Raw genomic sequence first — 17183 nt, 5'->3', positions numbered from 1 at the left:
ACAAGTTTCGCTATTTGCAACTAGAACTCAGCCGTCGCTGTTCGCTCGTCCATTGGAGCTACGATTTGCTTCCAGAAACGCTTGTATGACTCTCGCACCCTCAAGTGTAAAGTTTTATATCTGGATTCAACACTTCTGCTTGAGATGGGTATTACAATCTAAATTTAGAAATTGTTCAAAATCAGCGATCCAACTAGAGCCCCCCTCCTCTAGGGGTTGCCAATCAAGCTGAAGGTGTCTAAACCACTCTGGTAGTTGGGGAAATTCCCGTTTCGTTAATTGGCCCATCAGTCGCTTACGGGCTAGGGATTCGGATAACCACGGGCGATCGCCTAGCTCCTGAACTTGTGTCATTGCTGAACGACGATCGTTAAGATCTCGCCGGAGATAGGGATGGGTTTCAAACATTGGTGGATAGCGCCGACTCAGGCGATTAGGAGTATCATTCCCACTACGACGCTGATTAAATAAAATCGCCAGCTTAGTGACTAACTCATTAAAGTTCTTTCGGTTACGAAAATCCTCTTCTTGGCAGTGATTAAAATAGGCTTGAACAACTGGGTTATCTTGTGTGTCTGATTGCTGCAACCAATCTAACCAGGGAGTAGTCTCAATGGTATCACCTAGCAAACCTAGGCGAAGCTCCAAAAGTCGAAAAGTTGACCCCACTGCACAAGAATTAGCTGTCAAGGTTTCGTCAGTATAGCGTCTCTCAATCGCATCAGCAAGGATATCCACATAAGCTGCGGGACAAAAAGCTAGGATATTACCACCCGTCGAATAAATAATCAGTTCTGGAATTAGTGCAGATCTCAGTCCCTGGAAATGTTCATCTAGCCACTGATTGATACTTTCAGACTGATGATTGCAGAACGCAGGAAGATCAAACAGATTGATTCGATCCAGAAGAGCAGAAGCTCCCCGAATGTCTGGTAATTTAGCCGATTCAAAAACATATTGCTTAATTTTCGTTGCCCCTCCATAGACCAAACCAATAGGAGTTGTCTGTTGCCAAAGCTCAGGAGCAGTCTGCTTTAGGTCTGTCAATCGTTGAGGGAAGCTTATTTGTTGACATTGCTGTACTTGGTCAACAAGTGACTTGACCTCTATAGGTAGCTCGTCCACTTTACCTGACTTCAGAGTTTGTCGTATCTGCTGAAGGCTATCGAGTGGCAGTTGAGGTTCATGTTCACTTCCCCAGGCTAGACACCAAATAATACCAATATCGATCTTCGTTAGCATCTGTCTTTTTAACCAGGTTAGTTATTTGTCAGACAAGCAATATTGAGAGTTTCAGCTAGATCCTCTTCAGAGTAACGAATATTACAAGGATGAGGGCATAGCTTTTACACAAGTTTGCACAATAGAACGGCTCAGGCAATGATGCTACTCTAGCAGACGCATGGAAGTACCCTCTTCCAGATGTCATTGATAATTGACGTTGACCCTAGCTGCGCCCGATGACTGAGACCGTGTTTACCGATCGCCCCTCCCTCGAACTTCTCCAGTGGCTTGCCCGTGGCTCCCTCAAGCAAAACCTGCTACGAGCCATTCGCTTGTGGGTATTGCTACACAAACTCTATGGTCCACAAGATGAGCGTCTTGATCTGTCCGATCGCTTTACCTATGCCGAGTGGCGATCGGCCTTCTTTGGCGACTCCCATCCCACTGGTGAGGAGATCCCTGGAGAACACGACCCCGGCTGTGCCTGTGCAACCTCTACCGAGCAGTGGTTAGGCCAGGGAGCGGACCCTTCCTTTAATGTGCAACAGTGGCGACAGGCACTCCAGCAGCATACACGGCTAAGAGATGCTGAGTTAGACGCCTGCCTCAGCAATCGCCTGTTTGCCCGTACCCGTCGCTCGCTTCAGGCAGATTTCCAAGCCCTCGTCGAACTACAATGGCTCGATCGCCAGCCTCCCTACTACATTAAAGTCAACTCTTTTCTCCCCTATCCCACCCGTAGCGCCCTTAACTGCCTCGATGCGCGATTTGAGAGTGATGTCCTGAATTTCCTCAACCCTGATCTCGCAAGTCTGGCATCCCTTTCCCAGGTGATCGGAGGGTATCAACGCTTTTTCCTGCACGTTGATTACATTGTTCCTAAAGAAATTCTCGATCGTGTCGAAGATTGGCAAGAGCAACTCCGGCAAATCTGGGCACAGAAGCCAATCCCACCCATTGCCATTACTTATTACAGTGCCCGCACTAATTCAAAAGGTACCTATCGTATCTATCCTATTTGTATTTACTATGCGCAACGGGCTGCCTATCTTTGTGCCTTGGGCGAAACCCCCATCGTAACCGGACAATCGTATTATAATTATCGCCTCGATCGTATTCAAGCCTTACAACCTTTAACCTGGCAAGATCCAACACTGCCAGCGTGCTTAACTCAGCATTACCAACAAAAGCCTTTACCCACACCGGATGATATTGCCAACGAGATTGAAAGTGCCTGGGGATTTGACTTTTATCTACCTGAAAAAACTCTTTTACTGCGTTTTGAACGTAACTTTCACGATCGCTATATCCGCGACACCTTTCGCCATGACACCTTTCGCCAGATTTCCTACCAACAAGCCCAACGCTTAATCAGACAAAATACCTCCCCACCCGAACAACAGCAACTGCTAGCTATTCTGCGATCGCGATCAGAAACCGATGCCTACTATCAAGCCACCTACCGCGATGGTGACACCAACATCAAACAACGCCTGCGGGCATGGCGACCACGCGGCGAAATCCTATTACCCTGGTCGTTGCGTCAAGCCTTTGCCCAAGAAGCCCAAGCCGAATATCAACTCTATCAATCTGGAAACTATCAATCTGGAAACTAGCTTAATATGACCTTACCAACCGCCCAGCTAGGTGAACGTTTTGCGGCTGCCCTCACCTACGCCTTCTATCTCCACCAACAGCAAGTCCGCAAAATTAGTGGTACGCCCTATATTGCCCATTTACTGAGTGTCTGTTCGCTGGTTTTAACGGCAGGGGGGGATGAAGACGAAGCGATCGCCGCCTTACTCCATGATGCCCTCGAAGATCAGGGAGGAGAAGTGATCCGAGCCGAAATTCAACACTGTTTTGGCGATCGGGTTGTGGCGATCGTGGACGGCTGTAGTGAAGTCTATACCCAGCCCAAACCGCCGTGGTTAGAACGGAAACAACGCTATCTCGACCAATTACGTCAAGCCCCCCTGTCTGTCCTGCGGGTCTCACTGGCGGATAAGTTGGATAATGCGCGATCGCTGGTTACCGATCTCACCCTGCAAGGGGCACAAATCTGGCAAGCCTTCAAAGGCGGACGCGAGCAAACCCTTTGGTTCTACCAGGAATTACTGACCCTTTATCGCCAACGTCTGCCAGGTCCCCATGTAGTTGAATTGGAAAAACTCGTACATCAATTGATAGACCTTTAAAAGCCTTTCGACAGTATGACTGACCCCCTCCGCCGCATGACTTGGCATCCTAACCACAGGTTGCGATTATAAGGCTACTTTTGAACTCCTAATAAATCCAGGGGATTAGTTTCTTGACCTGCTGTTGATAGATCGAGTAATCAGCATATTTGCCAGCTAACCAAGCCTCCTCCCGTGTTGCCTTCGCATTGAAAAACAGGAAAAATCCGATCACCGCTAGGCCATGTACCCAACTCATCTGGAACAACGCCCAAGCTAAGGCCGCGAAGATCAAACTACTGTAGAGGGGATGCCGCACAATCCCATAGACACCCGATCGCACCAATACCCCTTCCTCCTTGGGATAGGGCAACGGCGTCAGGTTTTCCCCCAAGGCCAGCACACCCCCCAGCATCAATCCCCCCGATATCCCTGCACTCAAGGCCGCAGCGCCCCAACTCAGGTAGAGCCAAGGTGGGCTGAACGTCACAGGACCAATGCGCAGGGGGGGCAATACAGCAAACCCTAGCAAGAGCAGCATCTGGGCAATCACCCAATACTCGCCTCGTTCGTTGCGATGCCAGTTTTCGCGAGAGAAGCCCATATCCGAGAGTCGTTTCATAACCTTTTACTACCTGATGCGATGACACGCTTCAATTACTGAGTAGTCATTTAATAATATATCGAATCCAGCGAGGGGACTGTCATCCCTAAAATGGGGAGTCGTCAGTTGGCGTCGCGTCTGCGATCGCCAACCCCATAGCTTGGTAACGCCCCTAGCGTATCGCTGGTCTGGTTGGGTTGCACTGCGTTTACCTAAATCAAGCTTGACAGACTACTAAATGAGATTGGCTGCAAATTTCAGACAGTTGTGTACGAACAGCGACACAACACGATATGATAGGATAGGCTCGCAGTTGGCTCAGTAGCTCAGTTGGTCAGAGCAGGGGACTCATAAGCCCAAGGTCGCGTGTTCAAATCACGCCTGAGCCATAGCTCTCTCATCAAAACAATCGCCTAAAATCCTGGATTTTTCTAAGGGTTCCAGGTTTTTGTGGGTGATCCATCGCCTATAGATGGACGGCTAAAATCAGGCAAGCATTAGGCAAGCATAATAGAGCCGGCTGAAGCCGCTAGCACTGAGGACCGCCAGATTCAGGACCCGGTCACGCCATTGCCGCCCTCGCGCCGTCACGGTTTTGAGGAGAACGCATCAGGCATCGCGGGATGATCCTCAGGAACCGAGGGACGATCGACCGGTAGGGCTGCATTGACCAGCGTTAACAAGGGCCCCATCTGCTCTTGGCCATTCACGGCCAGATCACTGTGACACAGGAATAGGCGCTCCGTCGTGCGGCTGAGCAAGTCATATAAAATCCGCTCTAGGCGTTGCTCATAGGCAGCTAATTGGTCCGCCGTTGTCCAGACATCCCCCGACCAGGTCCTCAAAAAGAGGGGGGCTGCATAGAGCGCATCCGAACCAGTCAGCCAGCGTGGCGATCCCGCATCCAGCCAAAACTGCCAGCGGTGCGATCGCCGACTCGATCGGTACTGGAACACATTCGCCAACGTCACCGCCGATCGAGCCACGCCTACCTGCTGGACTGGATAGGGGTTAGCGGCCACCGCACCACTGCGTAGCAGTTGGATAAAATTAGCCAGGACTGACGTTGTCGCGGAGTCAGGTCCCCAAGCTAGGTCGGCTTGTAATCGATCTTCCTCCTTGAGCCGTGCGGCAACTTCCCAATAGTGTTGAGCCGTTTCCATCAGTTCCCGTAACGCCGCCACTTGGGCGTAGGGTTGCTGACGGCCCTGCCAGAGAAAGGCTTGAATGGCTCGATCCAGTAAGACAATGGGACTCGCCAGTACCCGTTGTATTTGTTGCGTTCGTTGCTCTTCCAGCCAGCCTAAAATCGTGTCATAGGCTGCCGTTGCCGCATACCCCAGCCGATCCCAGCGCGGAAACGCGTTCACGGGTAACAATCGCGGGGTCTCTGGATGGGGTTCAAAACAATAATCGGTGATCAGCCCCGCCCGCACCGGATCGATCTGACGCCCTAAAACCACCAGCATCTCAGCCACACTATCGCGATCGACCCAGCGTCCCAAACCGGGATAGACCAGGGCCAATAGGGTTAATAAGGCCCGAATCATTGGCAAACTTACTAGGGGCCGCTGTTCATTTAATGACTCCACCGCAATCCCCTGTTTCCCTAGGATTTCCGTCAGGGTATAGCGGGCGATCGCATCCATCCCAGGGGCAATCACGGCGATCTCCGGCGGGGCCACCTCCCCCGCCTGCACGGCCTGGATGATGATCGCTGCGGTCTGGCGCAGGAGTTGCGATCGGGCCACGGTTTGTAGAGATTGGATGGTGTCGGGCAATTGGCCCCCCGTTAGGGGATCGGCCACCATTGCCACGATCGGGGCAGCCCAATCCGGCCCCAACCCCGTAGCTACTGGCGGCGATACGCTTTCCACTTGGCACTGTTGCGCCAAGGCCGTAAACGCCGCTGGATCGGCTCCTAACCCTAACCGTACTGCGCCCGCCGGGTTAAAGGTCAAGACGCCCACAGCCCCTTGCTGCCGCAACACTTGCAATAACTGGGCCGCGATCGCCGGGTAATCATCCACATCATCCGCCAGCACGACCCGATAGCGGCGTTGCAGGTGACGTTGATAGGCGGGCTGGGGCAATAGGTAACGCCAATACAGTTCAGCGATCAGGCCATAGCTCAATAACCCCCGTGCTAAACACCAACTGCGCCACTGCTGGAGCAACTCGCCCACCTCCGGCCAGGAAACCGCCAAACCCTCCTCCCCCGTCCTCAACCCCCGGCTCAGGATCGCGGGAATTTCCGCCACTGGTGTGCCACTGAGGGCCGCTAGTTGGAACAGATCGAGCAAACGGCGAACCTGGCGGGCTTCACTAGGACTGGCAGGAACAACCGCTGTAGACAAGAGGCGTGATTGCCATAGCCGGGTGGCCAGTTCCTGTTCATTTTCCGGACGCAGACGAATGGGAAACTGCGCCCGCAGGGAAAGGTGTTGGATGAGCAAGGGCCAAAACAGCAAAACCTCGGTCTGGAAAAACCCCAAAGGGGTGGTTACCCGGATGGGATACTGGCCCCCGGTCATCTCGTTTAAGCGATCGCTGAAATCGAAACGATTGTCACTGTTGGCAACCAGTACCAGTAATTTGCCCGCCCGATATTGGCGCTTCGCCGCCTCCGAACCCAGGATGGGGAGCGTCACTGCCCTTCGCCCCTGCCGGCGAGGCTCAAAATTCCCTGCGGCGGAGACCGGTTGTTGGAGGTCATCCGGCCATTCCCCTTCGACCCAACGACGTAATTCGTTTAATAATCGGTGGGTCTTGCCGCTGCGTACCGGTCCCGTTAGCCAAAGCCATTGGGTAGCTAAGGGGACAGCTACCCCGTCACTCCCCTGGTTGTCCACTAGGCTATCCCCCCTTTGATCTGGGCACCGCGCAAAATACCCATCCGGCGCGCTCAATCAACGTGATCTCGTCGCTTGGGGCAGTTAAACGGCCCCCGTCCCAGATTATCGAAGTGCCCATCTAATAGTCCAGCTTCTCAATCTCCGAGCGAATATCGTTGAGATCAATATAGCGATCGGTGGCATTGCGCAATTCCCTGGCAATCATGCCCTCGGTGGAGACAACGGTAATATGGGTATTTTTCGATCGCAGGAGTTCGATCGCCCGTTCAAAATCCCCATCGCCGCTGAACAAAACCACGCGATCGTACTGTTCAACCGTATTGAACATATCAATCACAATCTCAATATCCAGATTCGCTTTTTGGGAAAGACGCCCGGAAATATCGTCATAATACTCCTTGAGAATCTTCGTGCGAACCGTATAACCAAGACTAATGAGGGCATCGCGAAAACCACGCTGATCCTGCGCATCTTTAATACCGGTATACCAAAAAGCATTTACCAACTCTATGCCCACGATCTCATTTTTGAAATAGATTAAAACTCGTTTGGGATCGAAAAACCAGCCATTTTTTTGTTGGGCATAGAACATATTATTGCCATCTACAAAAATCGACAGACGGCTGAGGGAGTTAGTCATAAAAAAAGACCTATAGATTTATTTTTGTGAGCGCAAGGTGTATGAACAATAAGGTACAGAATAGAATGGCAGTCGTCTAGGTATCGCAGTCCGGTTATTGCGGATAGCCATAACTAGGATAAGTTAGAGCATTAAACAACAGGCGGTACGTCCTTCGCAAGGGTGACACCACTGGCAAACTAGCAAGGTTAAGCGGATGACGATCTCTGAATAGCGAGGTTATCCCCTAGTCAGATTATCCCATCTCTCCCGCAGGCGATGACTGACGGGATGAGATTGTAAATCCCTGCGTCAAAACTACTCTAACACACTTGTTTTTTTGCGATAGCGTTGTTACCGAGGGGGTGAGCCATTTTTGGGGATGGGGACTATACCACCGATCGGCAATTCATCCCTACGCCCCATACCGGTTTCACTTAAGATAGCTGATTATTTTAATGGCCATTGTGCTCATGATTCTCCTAACAAGAAATCCTAATTTAACTAGACTAATTGATTCACGATCGATCCACAATTCTAGGCATTGGAAAGCTGATAATACAGCTTTTTTTACCTTGGTGAATGCCAGGTAGTTGGCTGAACCATGTTGTGCCTTGGATATGGGTGCTACCTAATATCTCCAGCCCAATATCTCCAGCCCAAGATGTACAGTGATGGCACTACCTATACTTGCGGTTCTAGCCACTGGAGTAATTGCTCAGCCGTGAGGGCACCTTCCACACGGTTAACCATTTGGCCTTGTTTGAATAAAACCAGGGTTGGTAGCGCATGAACTTGATATTGGCTAGCTAATTGTGGATAGGTATCCGTATTGATCTTGACGATCTTCAGCCTTTGCCGCATCTGGTTACTCACCCGCTCCAAAATGGGGGCCATAAGTTGACAAGGCCCACACCAGGGGGCATAAAAATCGATCAGCAGTGGACCTGCGGTTGAGTCCAGGACTTCCTGAAAATTACTGAATTCCTTCTTGGTTGCCATGAGGTTGAACCTACCTTATATTGCACATCATATTGCACATCTATCAGCCGTTCCCGCTCTAATGAAGTACGGTCAAGCCTTGCGAACCAGGGGCTTAAATCCCTTATCTGTACCTCACCAGGTATGGAAGTGCTGTATCAGCCGAGCCAATGGGATCTTACAGATTGATCCTAACTAGAATCGAGTCTGGTTGCACCCCCAGCGTCCCTACCCTGACCCTTGCGTAAGGATTGGAAGCCTCCCCCTGCGGTAGCCTTTGCCCCTAGGGTAGGACCATCCCTGCACCCAAATCACCGTAAGATAATTTAGCAGTTTTTGTGAAGGGAACAAGCGGTATGGCCGAGTCACAACCATTATCACAACCGCTAGCGGGGCAGGTGGCAATCGTGACGGGGGCGTCACGGGGGATTGGACGGGCGATCGCCTTAGCGTTGGCCGGGGCAGGCGCCAAGGTGGTGGTGAACTACGCCAGTGCTAGTGGGGCAGCGGATCAGGTGGTGGCTGATATCGCCAACTTGGGCAGTGAGGCGATCGCGCTGCCGGCGGATGTCTCCCAGGTAGCGGCAGTGGATAGCCTGGTCAAAACCGTGATGGAGAAATGGGGCCGCATCGACATCCTGGTCAACAATGCCGGAATTACCCGCGATACCCTGCTGCTACGCATGAAACCAGAGGACTGGCAAAGTGTGATCGACCTAAATCTGACAGGGGTTTTCCTCTGTACCCGTGCCGTTAGCAAGGTCATGCTGAAACAAAAATCAGGCCGCATTGTCAATGTTACGTCTGTGGTGGCGCGGATGGGCAATCCGGGACAGGCCAACTACAGTGCTGCCAAGGCGGGGGTGATCGGTTTTACAAAATCGGTGGCCAAGGAACTGGCCAGCCGGGGGATTACCGTCAATGCGATCGCACCAGGTTTTATTGCCACTGACATGACCCGTGATCTCAAGGCGGAGGATATTCTGCCATTTATTCCCCTGGGGCGCTATGGCGAACCGGAAGAGGTCGCGGGGTTAGTACGTTTCCTGGCGGCTGATCCCGCCGCTGCCTACATCACGGGCCAGGTGATCAATATTGACGGGGGCATGGTGATGGCCTAGGGGTGAGTCTAGCCAACCGTCAGGATGGTCACGGATTCGGCATACTAGAAAAGAACGCTAGCCGAATACGCTCATGCAGTGCCTCCCTGGGCGACGATCGGGTGACTGGGGGGTGTGGCGAGGCACTGGGCGCAGGACGGTGCTAGCGAACATTTTAATGAGGCAAGTATGAAACGGCGCAGCAGATCAACAACTCCCGGCAACGCCCTGCCCTTTAACTACACCTCGCTGGCGATTCTGGGGGGCGTTTTCGTCCTAGGGGTGGGGATCGGCATTGCCTTTAGTTCCACCGCTACCTTCAGCCCGGAAAATGTCGCCTCTAGGGAATTTATTGACCAGAGTGCGCCGAATCCGGAACTGTGTGCCCAATTTGGGGCGAGTGCAATGGCAATGGATGTGCGGATGTTTATCACCCTCAACCCCTTCAATGCCTATGTCACCCAACCCAAGCTGCAACCGGGGTGTGTGCTGCGGAGTGCGAACTGGAGTATTCTGGAGCAGCGCAATTTGATTACGGCGGAGGAGTCCCGGAATTGCCGCCAACGGATGAATACCTTTGGGTTTGTGGGTGAACTAGAGCGATCACCCCAGATTGACTGCGTGTACCAGAACAAGGCGGCTGAGAACCTGTTCCTCAACCAGCCGGGGAGTGGGGGGATTGGCCCACCCCCACGGGAGACCAATCGGTTCTAACCAGGATCTTCCCAGCCCGTCAGGCTGGGATCTTAAAAGATGCGCAGAAAGTTGCTGAACTCGGTGTCGTACAGTGCCCGACTATCCTGTAGAAACCCCGTCGAGGTCAGGGTAACGCGATAGTGTTTGGAGCCAGCCGCTTGTTGGAGATTTGCCCGCACGGGGAAATTGTCCGGGTTCCAATACAGCAAGGACAACCCGTGCTGGTTGCTCCCTAGGCGCAGGTGAACGGTTCGTTGCGCCCCCGGTTGGAGGGTGGTGGGACCGATGAAGGGCGGCACCTCAAAGTCCACTTTTTTATGGGAGTAGTTCACAATTTGTAGGTGAATGCGATCGCCGCTGTTCACCGTTGGCCGTGAGTAGACATAGTTGGAATAGTCTTGGGCGCGGACAAGGGCTGGAACCGCGATCGTGCCCGCAGCGACGATCGTCGCTAGGGTGACGGGGAGAGTTTTTAACATGATGGAAATGGCCTGTTGATGTGAGAGCAGGACAAGTGCCGACACGTTGCGCGTGGGGCAACTTTCCTTATTCTAGGGGGAGGCCCGTGCAAAGCCAAATACTATTTACCTGACTTAAAACTGGCGAGGGCAAGACCTTCCCCAAACCGCCAGCGGTGTCTGTAGCGCTGGCGGGGTCAGGGCAATTGTCCAGGCGGGGGCACATGCACGTGAATGCGGCTACCTCTTGACGGTATTAATCCGATAGTGGTTCAAGCAAGACCTGATACACCTGCAAGGGTTGCTCCCGGCCCCGGAGTTGCACTTTGCCAATACAGGTGGTGGCAAAGTGTCCCTGGATGTATTGATAGGTGGTTTCGCTAATCAAAATGCGGCACAGGCCAACGCCAAAGGTCTTATCGTAAGCTTCAAGGCGGGCAGCGATGTTGACGGTATCGCCGAGGGTGGTGTAGTCCAGCCGTTGGGCACTGCCGAGACTGCCCGTCACCACGGGGCCAGTGGCGATCCCAATGCGCATAGAAACCGTAGGTCGCCCCGATCGCTGCCAGGCCTGGTTGAGCGATCGCAACCGTTCCGCCATTGCCACGGCACAAGTGACGGCTTGTTTAGCATCCGCCGCGATCGCCGCTGAACTGGTGCGTCGAATCGGGACGCCAAAGACGGCCATAACAGAATCGCCAATAAACTTATCGACAACGCCATCGTGGTCCAGCACAATTTGAGCCATTGCCTGCATATATTCATTCAGCCACACCATTAAGGCTGCCGGGTCCATGTGTTCCGCCAGGGTGCTAAAGCCCCGTAGATCCGAAAACAACACCGTGGCGGTGAGCTTATGCCCCACTAATTGACCGTTGTGTAAGAGTTGATAACGCGAGAGCCAGATCACCTCGGCAATCTTGGGGGTGACGTGGCGACCGAATAACTGCATCATGGTTTGGCGATCGGCCCGTTCCAAACGGGCCACATAACCCGTCATCACAACGGTAGCCCCCCCCAAGGCGAGGAGTGGCGGCACGGTGGGAATCCACCAACCCCATAAAAAAGCCACATAGGCCGTTCCGGCCAACGTCAAGGTGCCGATCGCTAACCCCAGGAGGAGGGTATAGCCACTGGGGAAGGGTTGGGCAAGTTTTTGCGATCGCAGTTGCCAACCCAAGATAGCCCCGATACTCGCCCAGGCGGTGATCCACCCCCATTCCGCCCCAGGGGGCCAGACGCGCAGTAGGGGGCGTCCCGCTAGGGCCGCACTCAGCAGTTGACTCGCAATATTGGCGTGGAGGACAACCCCCGGCATCGGCTCAGGAAACTGGGATAGGGTACTGCTGTAGGGAGTGAGGAAGAAATCCTTCACACTGTCAGCGGTGGTCCCAATGAGAACGACCCGATCGTGTGCCCAGTGGGGGGGAACTTGATTCATGAGGATCGCCGTCATGGAAACCCGCACAAAGCGATCGATCCCGCCGCGAAAATTGATCAAAAGCTGGTAGCCGCCATCATCGGCCCGCACATAGCCCCCGTCATTGGCCCGGAAGGGCCTGAGCTTGGCCTGCCCCAGTTGATAGTGCTCCCGATCGGGATCAAGCACCGTCAGTTCAACCCCTTCGACCGCGAGATAACGCAGAACTAGGGCAGTTGCCAAGCCCTCGACCCATTCGCCAGCGGGGCTGGTGAGAGCCAATAGCCCCCGACGAACCTTGCCATCGGCATCAACCACAACATCAGCCGCCGCTACCTGTTGTTGGGCTTTTAAGATCGGGGGGGCATTGACGGCGGGGCCTTCCGTATCGCTGACCACCTTGGCCACCCCAATCAGGTTGGGGGTTGAGCGCAGGATGGCCGCCAACTGCCGATGGCCCGGTTCCACGGGCAGGTCGCGGTAGAGATCCAAGCCGATCACCCGGGGCTGTTGCTGCCGGATGCGGTCTAATACCGTTGCCAGGGTGGCGTCTGAGATGGGCCAACCCTCCCGCCGGATCGTGGCCTCATCAATCATCACGATCGCAATCCGGGGATCGATCGCATCGCGGGGGCGCAGACGAAACAGTTGGTCGAGGGCCGCCCATTCCAACATTTGTAACAGCCCCAGGCCCCGTAACACAAGAATGCCCCCGGTGATCGCAGGCACAACCAGCCCCAATCCTTGCCAGAAGGTGAGCTGGGCGCTTAAGTGGGCCTGCACTCTGGCGCGTAGGTTGGCGTAGAACGTCTGCCACATGGCCGCATTAGCGTGGAGATTGCTCCGGTAATTGGCAGCAGGCGAGCAGGGGTTGATCGGCGAGGCCATCCAGGGCCACCGATTGCAACAGTTCGCGCCACTCGGCCTCAATGACGGGGCTGGTCGGTTGGCTCTGCCGCAAGGCCGCGAGGGACGATACCGCATCAAACCAGATGCCCGCCTTGGCTAAGTCACTCACAAATTGCAAGGGATCGCCTGTTGCCTGGGGATGCACCGTTTCTGGGACAGCCACGCGGGTGATGGGGTAAGTCAGGGTACGCACCTGTTTCAGGTCTCGCTGGTCACAAAAAATGGTTAAGACTACCTCATAGGGTCTGGCGATCGTCAGGGCCGGTAGGGAGGCGGGCAAGGGCAACTGGACAATCCCCGCAGCGGGGGGTAGTGTGACGGTTCCCGCGTAGAGGGTCGTGATATCTAGGGCAACGCTGATATCAACGGTATAGCCCCCCCGATCGGGGACATGCAACAAAAGCGTTGGTCGCTCGGCAATCGTCACCTCCGGCACCTTGGGCGCACCGGGCAAGGGCAGCGGCACCAACAACATCAACAGCCCCTCCGGGGGCAGAGCCGTGGCCCCAGCTTGGTCGGGATGAACCGAACAAGGGGCAGCACTGGTTGCGATCATGCTACGATTAGCGCCCCCCGCCGTTTGCCTGGGACTGCTCCGCGTCTGGAATCGGGCACTGAGTTGGATGGGGTTAGGGGCGGCCCCCAGCGGCTGGGCCTGGGCGGGCGCGAGGGGGAGACTTAACCCGACGGTTAGGCTAAGTACCAGGGATAAGGTCGATCGTAACCCAGGAAGCGTGTTCATAAACGTCCATAAACAGGGATGGCTATCAATGGCGATCAACGGCTATCAACAGTCGTTGTTATCCAGCGAGAGGGCGGGGTATTCAAGGGACGGATCTGTTCCAGGCTGACGCTCCCTGGGCGCAGACTCGGATCCGGCATCACAGCAATACATCCGGTGGGGGGGCACTGCCGTGTAGCATCCAGACATTGGCAGTTCATCGGACTCACCAGACCGGTTTACAGGCCGATTTATAGCGTATCTGCACCTGATGCTGGCCAATTTGAAGTGTTTCTTGAGAGGGGAGGTAGACTCCAACAACAGCAGCAACGGGGTTGGGAGAAGCTGCTAACACCTGCCAGTTCTACTTCTAGTTTAGCAGTTGGGCGATTGGGGGCTGGCCATTGATGCAAGGATGAGTTGAATCACCACCAAAACCTTTAGCCAAAGCTAGGCAAGGAAAGACTATGGCCTCCTGGTTAGTTAGATCGAAGGTTAACTAACTTAAATGGGGTTTCAGCGGGGGAGAGAACAGGCTGGATGGCGATCGTGGTTCCGAAGCTTTTCTATCGAAAGTCATTCCTACGAAATGAATCGGGGGAGACCTCCCACTTACCCTCTGGCTTCTTCTGCCTGTTCAGGGGGGGGTGTCCCTTCTAGCGATTGGGGCACACCTTCCGGCTCCGCCGGCGCCGTTACGGTTTCAGCCGTGATGATCGCCCCATCAGTCGCAGCCGTCGTGACCGCTGGTTCGACGTCGGAGTTCGTCTCGGAGTTTGCCTCGGGATTCGTTTCGGAGTTCGCAAAGGTTTTTTCTAGAACGGCCAATTCCGCATCGGTGTCGGGTGTCGCCGTAGCCTCGGCTTCGTTAGGCGCGGCTGGCGGTTCGGCGGGACTGTCTGGATGGGGGATAGGGGCCGCTGTCCCGATCCCGGCCTCTGGCTCACCCGCTGCGATCGCGGCGAACGCTGGCTCCGTGCTGGGCGTGCTGGGGGCATCGTCCTGGGCTTGCGTGATCTTTTCCGTAAAGGCAGCGATCGCGGCGGCTTCTTCCTGTTCTTCCTCCGTGAGCACCCGTCGGATCGGGAGGTTCGCAATCAGGGCAGTGACCCGCTGGCTGCTTTCCAACTGGAATTCCAGGTGGGCCTCATCCAATTCCACGTAGCGGGAAACAACCTTAAGAATCTCCTGGCGCATTTCTTCCACCGCCTGGGGAGTCAGATCGGCACGATCGTGGGCCAGCACAAACTTAAGACGGCGCTTAACATTATCACGACTGTGGTCAGGGCCAAAGCGCGGGAAAAGCCGTTCCAGGAGTTCAGTAATCATGGCGCGTTTAGGAATAAACAGGGGCAGCCAAGCCAGTCATCAGAGCGGAAGGGATCAAAAAGAACATGGGTTTTAAGTCTTAAAATGGGGGATGCGGCTGACCAGAAGCCAAGCGCTGAGAAGGTGAGAGCCGAAAGTTTCCAGATCCGCGTCGCAAACGGTCGTCAACGATCGCAAACGGTCAAATCGGGCCAGATCCGGGGTTAAAACCAGGGACAGGAAGAGCAAATTCGCCCTCACCTTAACCTAGAGTTGCCATTACAGCAATTTTGTCGAGAGCAAGCGTCGCAGACGGGAGAATAACCCATCATTGACCGAGAGATCTAAAAATTCGATCCGTTCGCCTTCCAGACGCCGCACGATATTATCAAAGGCAGCCCCGGCCAGGGACGGGGTATCCGACAGGACGAGGGGTTCCCCCCGGTTGGTAGACACAATCACCCGTTCATCGTCGGGAATAATGCCGATTAAAGGAATCGCCAGAATTTCCTGCACATCCTCCACCGACATCATGTCATTGGCCTGGATCATGGCGGGCCGGAGTCGGTTAACGATCAGGTGGGTACGTTTGATGCCATGTGCTTCCAATAACCCCACGACCCGATCGGCATCCCGTACTGCCGAAATCTCTGGCGTGGTAACGACGAGGGCCTCTTGGGCAGCGGCGATCGCATTCCGAAAGCCCATCTCAATCCCGGCGGGGCTATCTACCAGCACATAGTCATAGTTTTGGGCCAAGAGGGCGACTAACTGCCGCATCTGGGCCGGATTCACCGCATCCTTCGTCCGGTTTTGGGCCGCTGGCAGCAACACTAAACCGGGTTGGCGCTTATCCTTAACCAGGGCTTGTTCGAGGCGACATTGGCCAGCCAACACCTCAACTGCCGTATACACAATCCGGTTTTCCAGCCCTAGCAATAGATCAAGATTACGCAGGCCAAAATCAGCGTCCACAACCGCAACCTTGCGCCCCTGTTTGGCCAAGGCCATCCCCAAGTTGGCAGTACAGGTGGTCTTACCCACCCCCCCTTTACCGGAAGTAATAACAATAATGCGACTCATACGCCCATGAAGACACGGTTCTAAACAGTCGATGGCAGTTCCCTTGAGAGCCTGTGATTCAGCATTGGGTTGCCAACCCTCCTAGCACTTCCCAAGCCGCTACGGTTATTCATTCCCGCAGTTTTGGTCAGTATAACGGATTAAACCCAGTTCCCTAACGTCCCTGCCCCTTCAGGTAATCCGCCACCTTACTAATACGGATACCCCCTGACGCAATATAGGCAACTTCCGGATAATATTCCGTGGGTGCTCTGGTGGGTGCCTTGGCAACCACATCGGCAATCCGGATTTGGGTTGGCTCCATCCGCAGGGCCATGATTTGGCATTGGGTGTTGCCCCGTGCCCCCGCATGGACAACTCCCCGCAGGTTACCCCACACCAGAATGTCCCCATCGGCAACCACGGAACTGCCAGGATTCAAATCCCCCAGAATGATCACACTGCCGGGATGGCGGATCTCGGCCCCCGATCGGATGGTGGTTTGTAGATACAGCGGGTCTGCCAGGGCGATGGCTGTTTCCCCGGTGGTGTCGGCACCGGTTTCCCTGCTAGCCTTGGTCCCCGCTTCGGACGCCCCCGCTTCGGTTCCTCGCCCCAGCCCGATCACTGGCTTCCCCATCTGGGCGATCGTGGCCATCTGATCGACCGAGTAGCCAGCGGTTGCGGCAGCCACAGCGGTTTGCCGTCGATTGGTCGAGATCCGCACCAGGGTTAATTGATAGGTGGCCAGGGCATCGGCAATCTCTTGCAGTTGCCTAGCATCCAGCAGTCGGTTGTGGGAGACGAGATGCACCGGGGTCTGGGGTTGCCAGAAGCGATCGCCGCCCTGCAAGCGTAATTGGAACTGTTGCCATAGCTCTGGCCAACTCAGGGGTAGGCTATCGGGTTGGCCGCTCAGGCCACCGTCCGGCGGAAAGATCAACCGCAGGTGATCCCCGACGGCCTCAATATGCACCTGGGACGGGAGAACGGTCGCTTCTGGCTCCTTTGCCTCTGTGTCTGGCGTGGCGACCGGGGGGGGGCTGGGA

The 17183-nt window shown here is 54.7% G+C and carries 15 protein-coding genes and 1 tRNA gene; 5 read left to right on the top strand and 11 right to left on the bottom strand.

Translation table 11 applies throughout. The features are described from left to right. Positions 1-126: 126 nt before the first annotated feature. Entirely contained in the window at positions 127-1242 is a 1116-nt protein-coding gene (locus ACWIUF_RS15760) for a hypothetical protein (RefSeq protein WP_448573474.1), read from the bottom strand. 218 nt (positions 1243-1460) lie between these two features. Between ACWIUF_RS15760 and ACWIUF_RS15755 the strand changes: the two genes are divergently transcribed. Beyond that, positions 1461-2840 carry a TIGR03985 family CRISPR-associated protein gene (locus ACWIUF_RS15755; RefSeq protein ID WP_448573473.1) on the top strand — a complete coding sequence of 460 codons (1380 nt, stop codon included), beginning with the start codon at positions 1461-1463 and terminating at the stop codon, positions 2838-2840. A 6-nt stretch (positions 2841-2846) separates the two neighbouring features. Then, positions 2847-3422: an HD domain-containing protein gene (locus ACWIUF_RS15750; protein WP_448573472.1), complete on the top strand. Its 576-nt coding sequence runs from the start codon at positions 2847-2849 to the stop codon at positions 3420-3422. A gap of 88 nt (positions 3423-3510) precedes the next feature. Here the strand turns inward: ACWIUF_RS15750 and ACWIUF_RS15745 are convergent, their stop codons facing one another. Beyond that, a complete protein-coding gene (locus tag ACWIUF_RS15745) occupies positions 3511-4023 on the bottom strand; it encodes a methyltransferase family protein (protein WP_448573471.1) in 513 nt (170 codons plus the stop codon). Between the two features lie 297 nt (positions 4024-4320). Here ACWIUF_RS15745 and ACWIUF_RS15740 point away from each other — a divergent pair. Further along, positions 4321-4394, top strand: a tRNA-Met gene (locus ACWIUF_RS15740). Positions 4395-4592: 198 nt separating this feature from the next. Here ACWIUF_RS15740 and ACWIUF_RS15735 read toward each other — a convergent pair. From ACWIUF_RS15735 to trxA, 3 genes are all read right to left on the bottom strand, one after another. Beyond that, positions 4593-6857, bottom strand: coding sequence for a recombinase family protein (locus ACWIUF_RS15735; RefSeq protein WP_448573470.1), 2265 nt, complete (start codon positions 6855-6857; stop codon positions 4593-4595). Positions 6858-6978: 121 nt separating this feature from the next. Continuing rightward, positions 6979-7500, bottom strand: coding sequence for a LabA-like NYN domain-containing protein (locus ACWIUF_RS15730; RefSeq protein ID WP_448573469.1), 522 nt, complete (start codon positions 7498-7500; stop codon positions 6979-6981). A 663-nt stretch (positions 7501-8163) separates the two neighbouring features. After that, positions 8164-8481: a thioredoxin gene (gene trxA, locus ACWIUF_RS15725; protein ID WP_448573467.1), complete on the bottom strand. Its 318-nt coding sequence runs from the start codon at positions 8479-8481 to the stop codon at positions 8164-8166. Between the two features lie 335 nt (positions 8482-8816). Here trxA and fabG point away from each other — a divergent pair, with 335 nt between their 5' ends. Together fabG and ACWIUF_RS15715 are read left to right on the top strand one after the other, a co-directional pair. After that, positions 8817-9581: a 3-oxoacyl-[acyl-carrier-protein] reductase gene (gene fabG / locus ACWIUF_RS15720; RefSeq protein ID WP_448573466.1), complete on the top strand. Its 765-nt coding sequence runs from the start codon at positions 8817-8819 to the stop codon at positions 9579-9581. A gap of 168 nt (positions 9582-9749) precedes the next feature. Further along, positions 9750-10274: a DUF3172 domain-containing protein gene (locus ACWIUF_RS15715; protein WP_448573465.1), complete on the top strand. Its 525-nt coding sequence runs from the start codon at positions 9750-9752 to the stop codon at positions 10272-10274. 32 nt (positions 10275-10306) lie between these two features. On the opposite strand, the gene ACWIUF_RS15710 is transcribed toward ACWIUF_RS15715, so the two are convergent. From ACWIUF_RS15710 to minC, 6 genes are all read right to left on the bottom strand, one after another. After that, positions 10307-10735: a hypothetical protein gene (locus ACWIUF_RS15710; RefSeq protein ID WP_448573463.1), complete on the bottom strand. Its 429-nt coding sequence runs from the start codon at positions 10733-10735 to the stop codon at positions 10307-10309. 235 nt (positions 10736-10970) lie between these two features. Beyond that, a complete protein-coding gene (locus tag ACWIUF_RS15705) occupies positions 10971-13022 on the bottom strand; it encodes a CHASE2 domain-containing protein (protein WP_448573461.1) in 2052 nt (683 codons plus the stop codon). Beyond that, positions 12961-13785, bottom strand: a complete 825-nt coding sequence (locus tag ACWIUF_RS15700; RefSeq protein WP_448573460.1) for a DUF928 domain-containing protein — start codon at positions 13783-13785, stop codon at positions 12961-12963. Before ACWIUF_RS15700 ends, ACWIUF_RS15705 begins: the two co-directional genes overlap by 62 nt. Before the next feature lie 591 nt (positions 13786-14376). Further along, entirely contained in the window at positions 14377-15093 is a 717-nt protein-coding gene (gene minE / locus ACWIUF_RS15695; RefSeq protein ID WP_448573459.1) for a cell division topological specificity factor MinE, read from the bottom strand. A gap of 258 nt (positions 15094-15351) precedes the next feature. Continuing rightward, entirely contained in the window at positions 15352-16155 is an 804-nt protein-coding gene (gene minD / locus ACWIUF_RS15690; protein WP_448573458.1) for a septum site-determining protein MinD, read from the bottom strand. Positions 16156-16309: 154 nt separating this feature from the next. Further along, a partial coding sequence (gene minC, locus ACWIUF_RS15685) for a septum site-determining protein MinC (protein WP_448573457.1) occupies positions 16310-17183 on the bottom strand: 874 nt, incomplete at its 5' end.

Source organism: Trichothermofontia sp., from assembly GCF_053493415.1.
The sequence above is the reverse complement of the archived record's forward strand: the minus strand, read 5'-3'. Positions and strand labels throughout refer to the sequence as shown.

What these genes read in the sequence shown, in the direction of transcription:
- ACWIUF_RS15760 (WP_448573474.1), bottom strand. Translation starts at nt 1,242, where the DNA reads ATGCTAACGAAGATCGATATTGGTATTATTTGGTGTCTAGCCTGGGGA.
- ACWIUF_RS15755 (WP_448573473.1), top strand. Translation starts at nt 1,461, where the DNA reads ATGACTGAGACCGTGTTTACCGATCGCCCCTCCCTCGAACTTCTCCAG.
- ACWIUF_RS15750 (WP_448573472.1), top strand. Translation starts at nt 2,847, where the DNA reads ATGACCTTACCAACCGCCCAGCTAGGTGAACGTTTTGCGGCTGCCCTC.
- ACWIUF_RS15745 (WP_448573471.1), bottom strand. Translation starts at nt 4,023, where the DNA reads ATGAAACGACTCTCGGATATGGGCTTCTCTCGCGAAAACTGGCATCGC.
- ACWIUF_RS15730 (WP_448573469.1), bottom strand. Translation starts at nt 7,500, where the DNA reads ATGACTAACTCCCTCAGCCGTCTGTCGATTTTTGTAGATGGCAATAAT.
- trxA (WP_448573467.1), bottom strand. Translation starts at nt 8,481, where the DNA reads ATGGCAACCAAGAAGGAATTCAGTAATTTTCAGGAAGTCCTGGACTCA.
- fabG (WP_448573466.1), top strand. Translation starts at nt 8,817, where the DNA reads ATGGCCGAGTCACAACCATTATCACAACCGCTAGCGGGGCAGGTGGCA.
- ACWIUF_RS15715 (WP_448573465.1), top strand. Translation starts at nt 9,750, where the DNA reads ATGAAACGGCGCAGCAGATCAACAACTCCCGGCAACGCCCTGCCCTTT.
- ACWIUF_RS15710 (WP_448573463.1), bottom strand. Translation starts at nt 10,735, where the DNA reads ATGTTAAAAACTCTCCCCGTCACCCTAGCGACGATCGTCGCTGCGGGC.
- ACWIUF_RS15705 (WP_448573461.1), bottom strand. Translation starts at nt 13,022, where the DNA reads ATGGCCTCGCCGATCAACCCCTGCTCGCCTGCTGCCAATTACCGGAGC.
- ACWIUF_RS15700 (WP_448573460.1), bottom strand. Translation starts at nt 13,785, where the DNA reads ATGAACACGCTTCCTGGGTTACGATCGACCTTATCCCTGGTACTTAGC.
- minE (WP_448573459.1), bottom strand. Translation starts at nt 15,093, where the DNA reads ATGATTACTGAACTCCTGGAACGGCTTTTCCCGCGCTTTGGCCCTGAC.
- minD (WP_448573458.1), bottom strand. Translation starts at nt 16,155, where the DNA reads ATGAGTCGCATTATTGTTATTACTTCCGGTAAAGGGGGGGTGGGTAAG.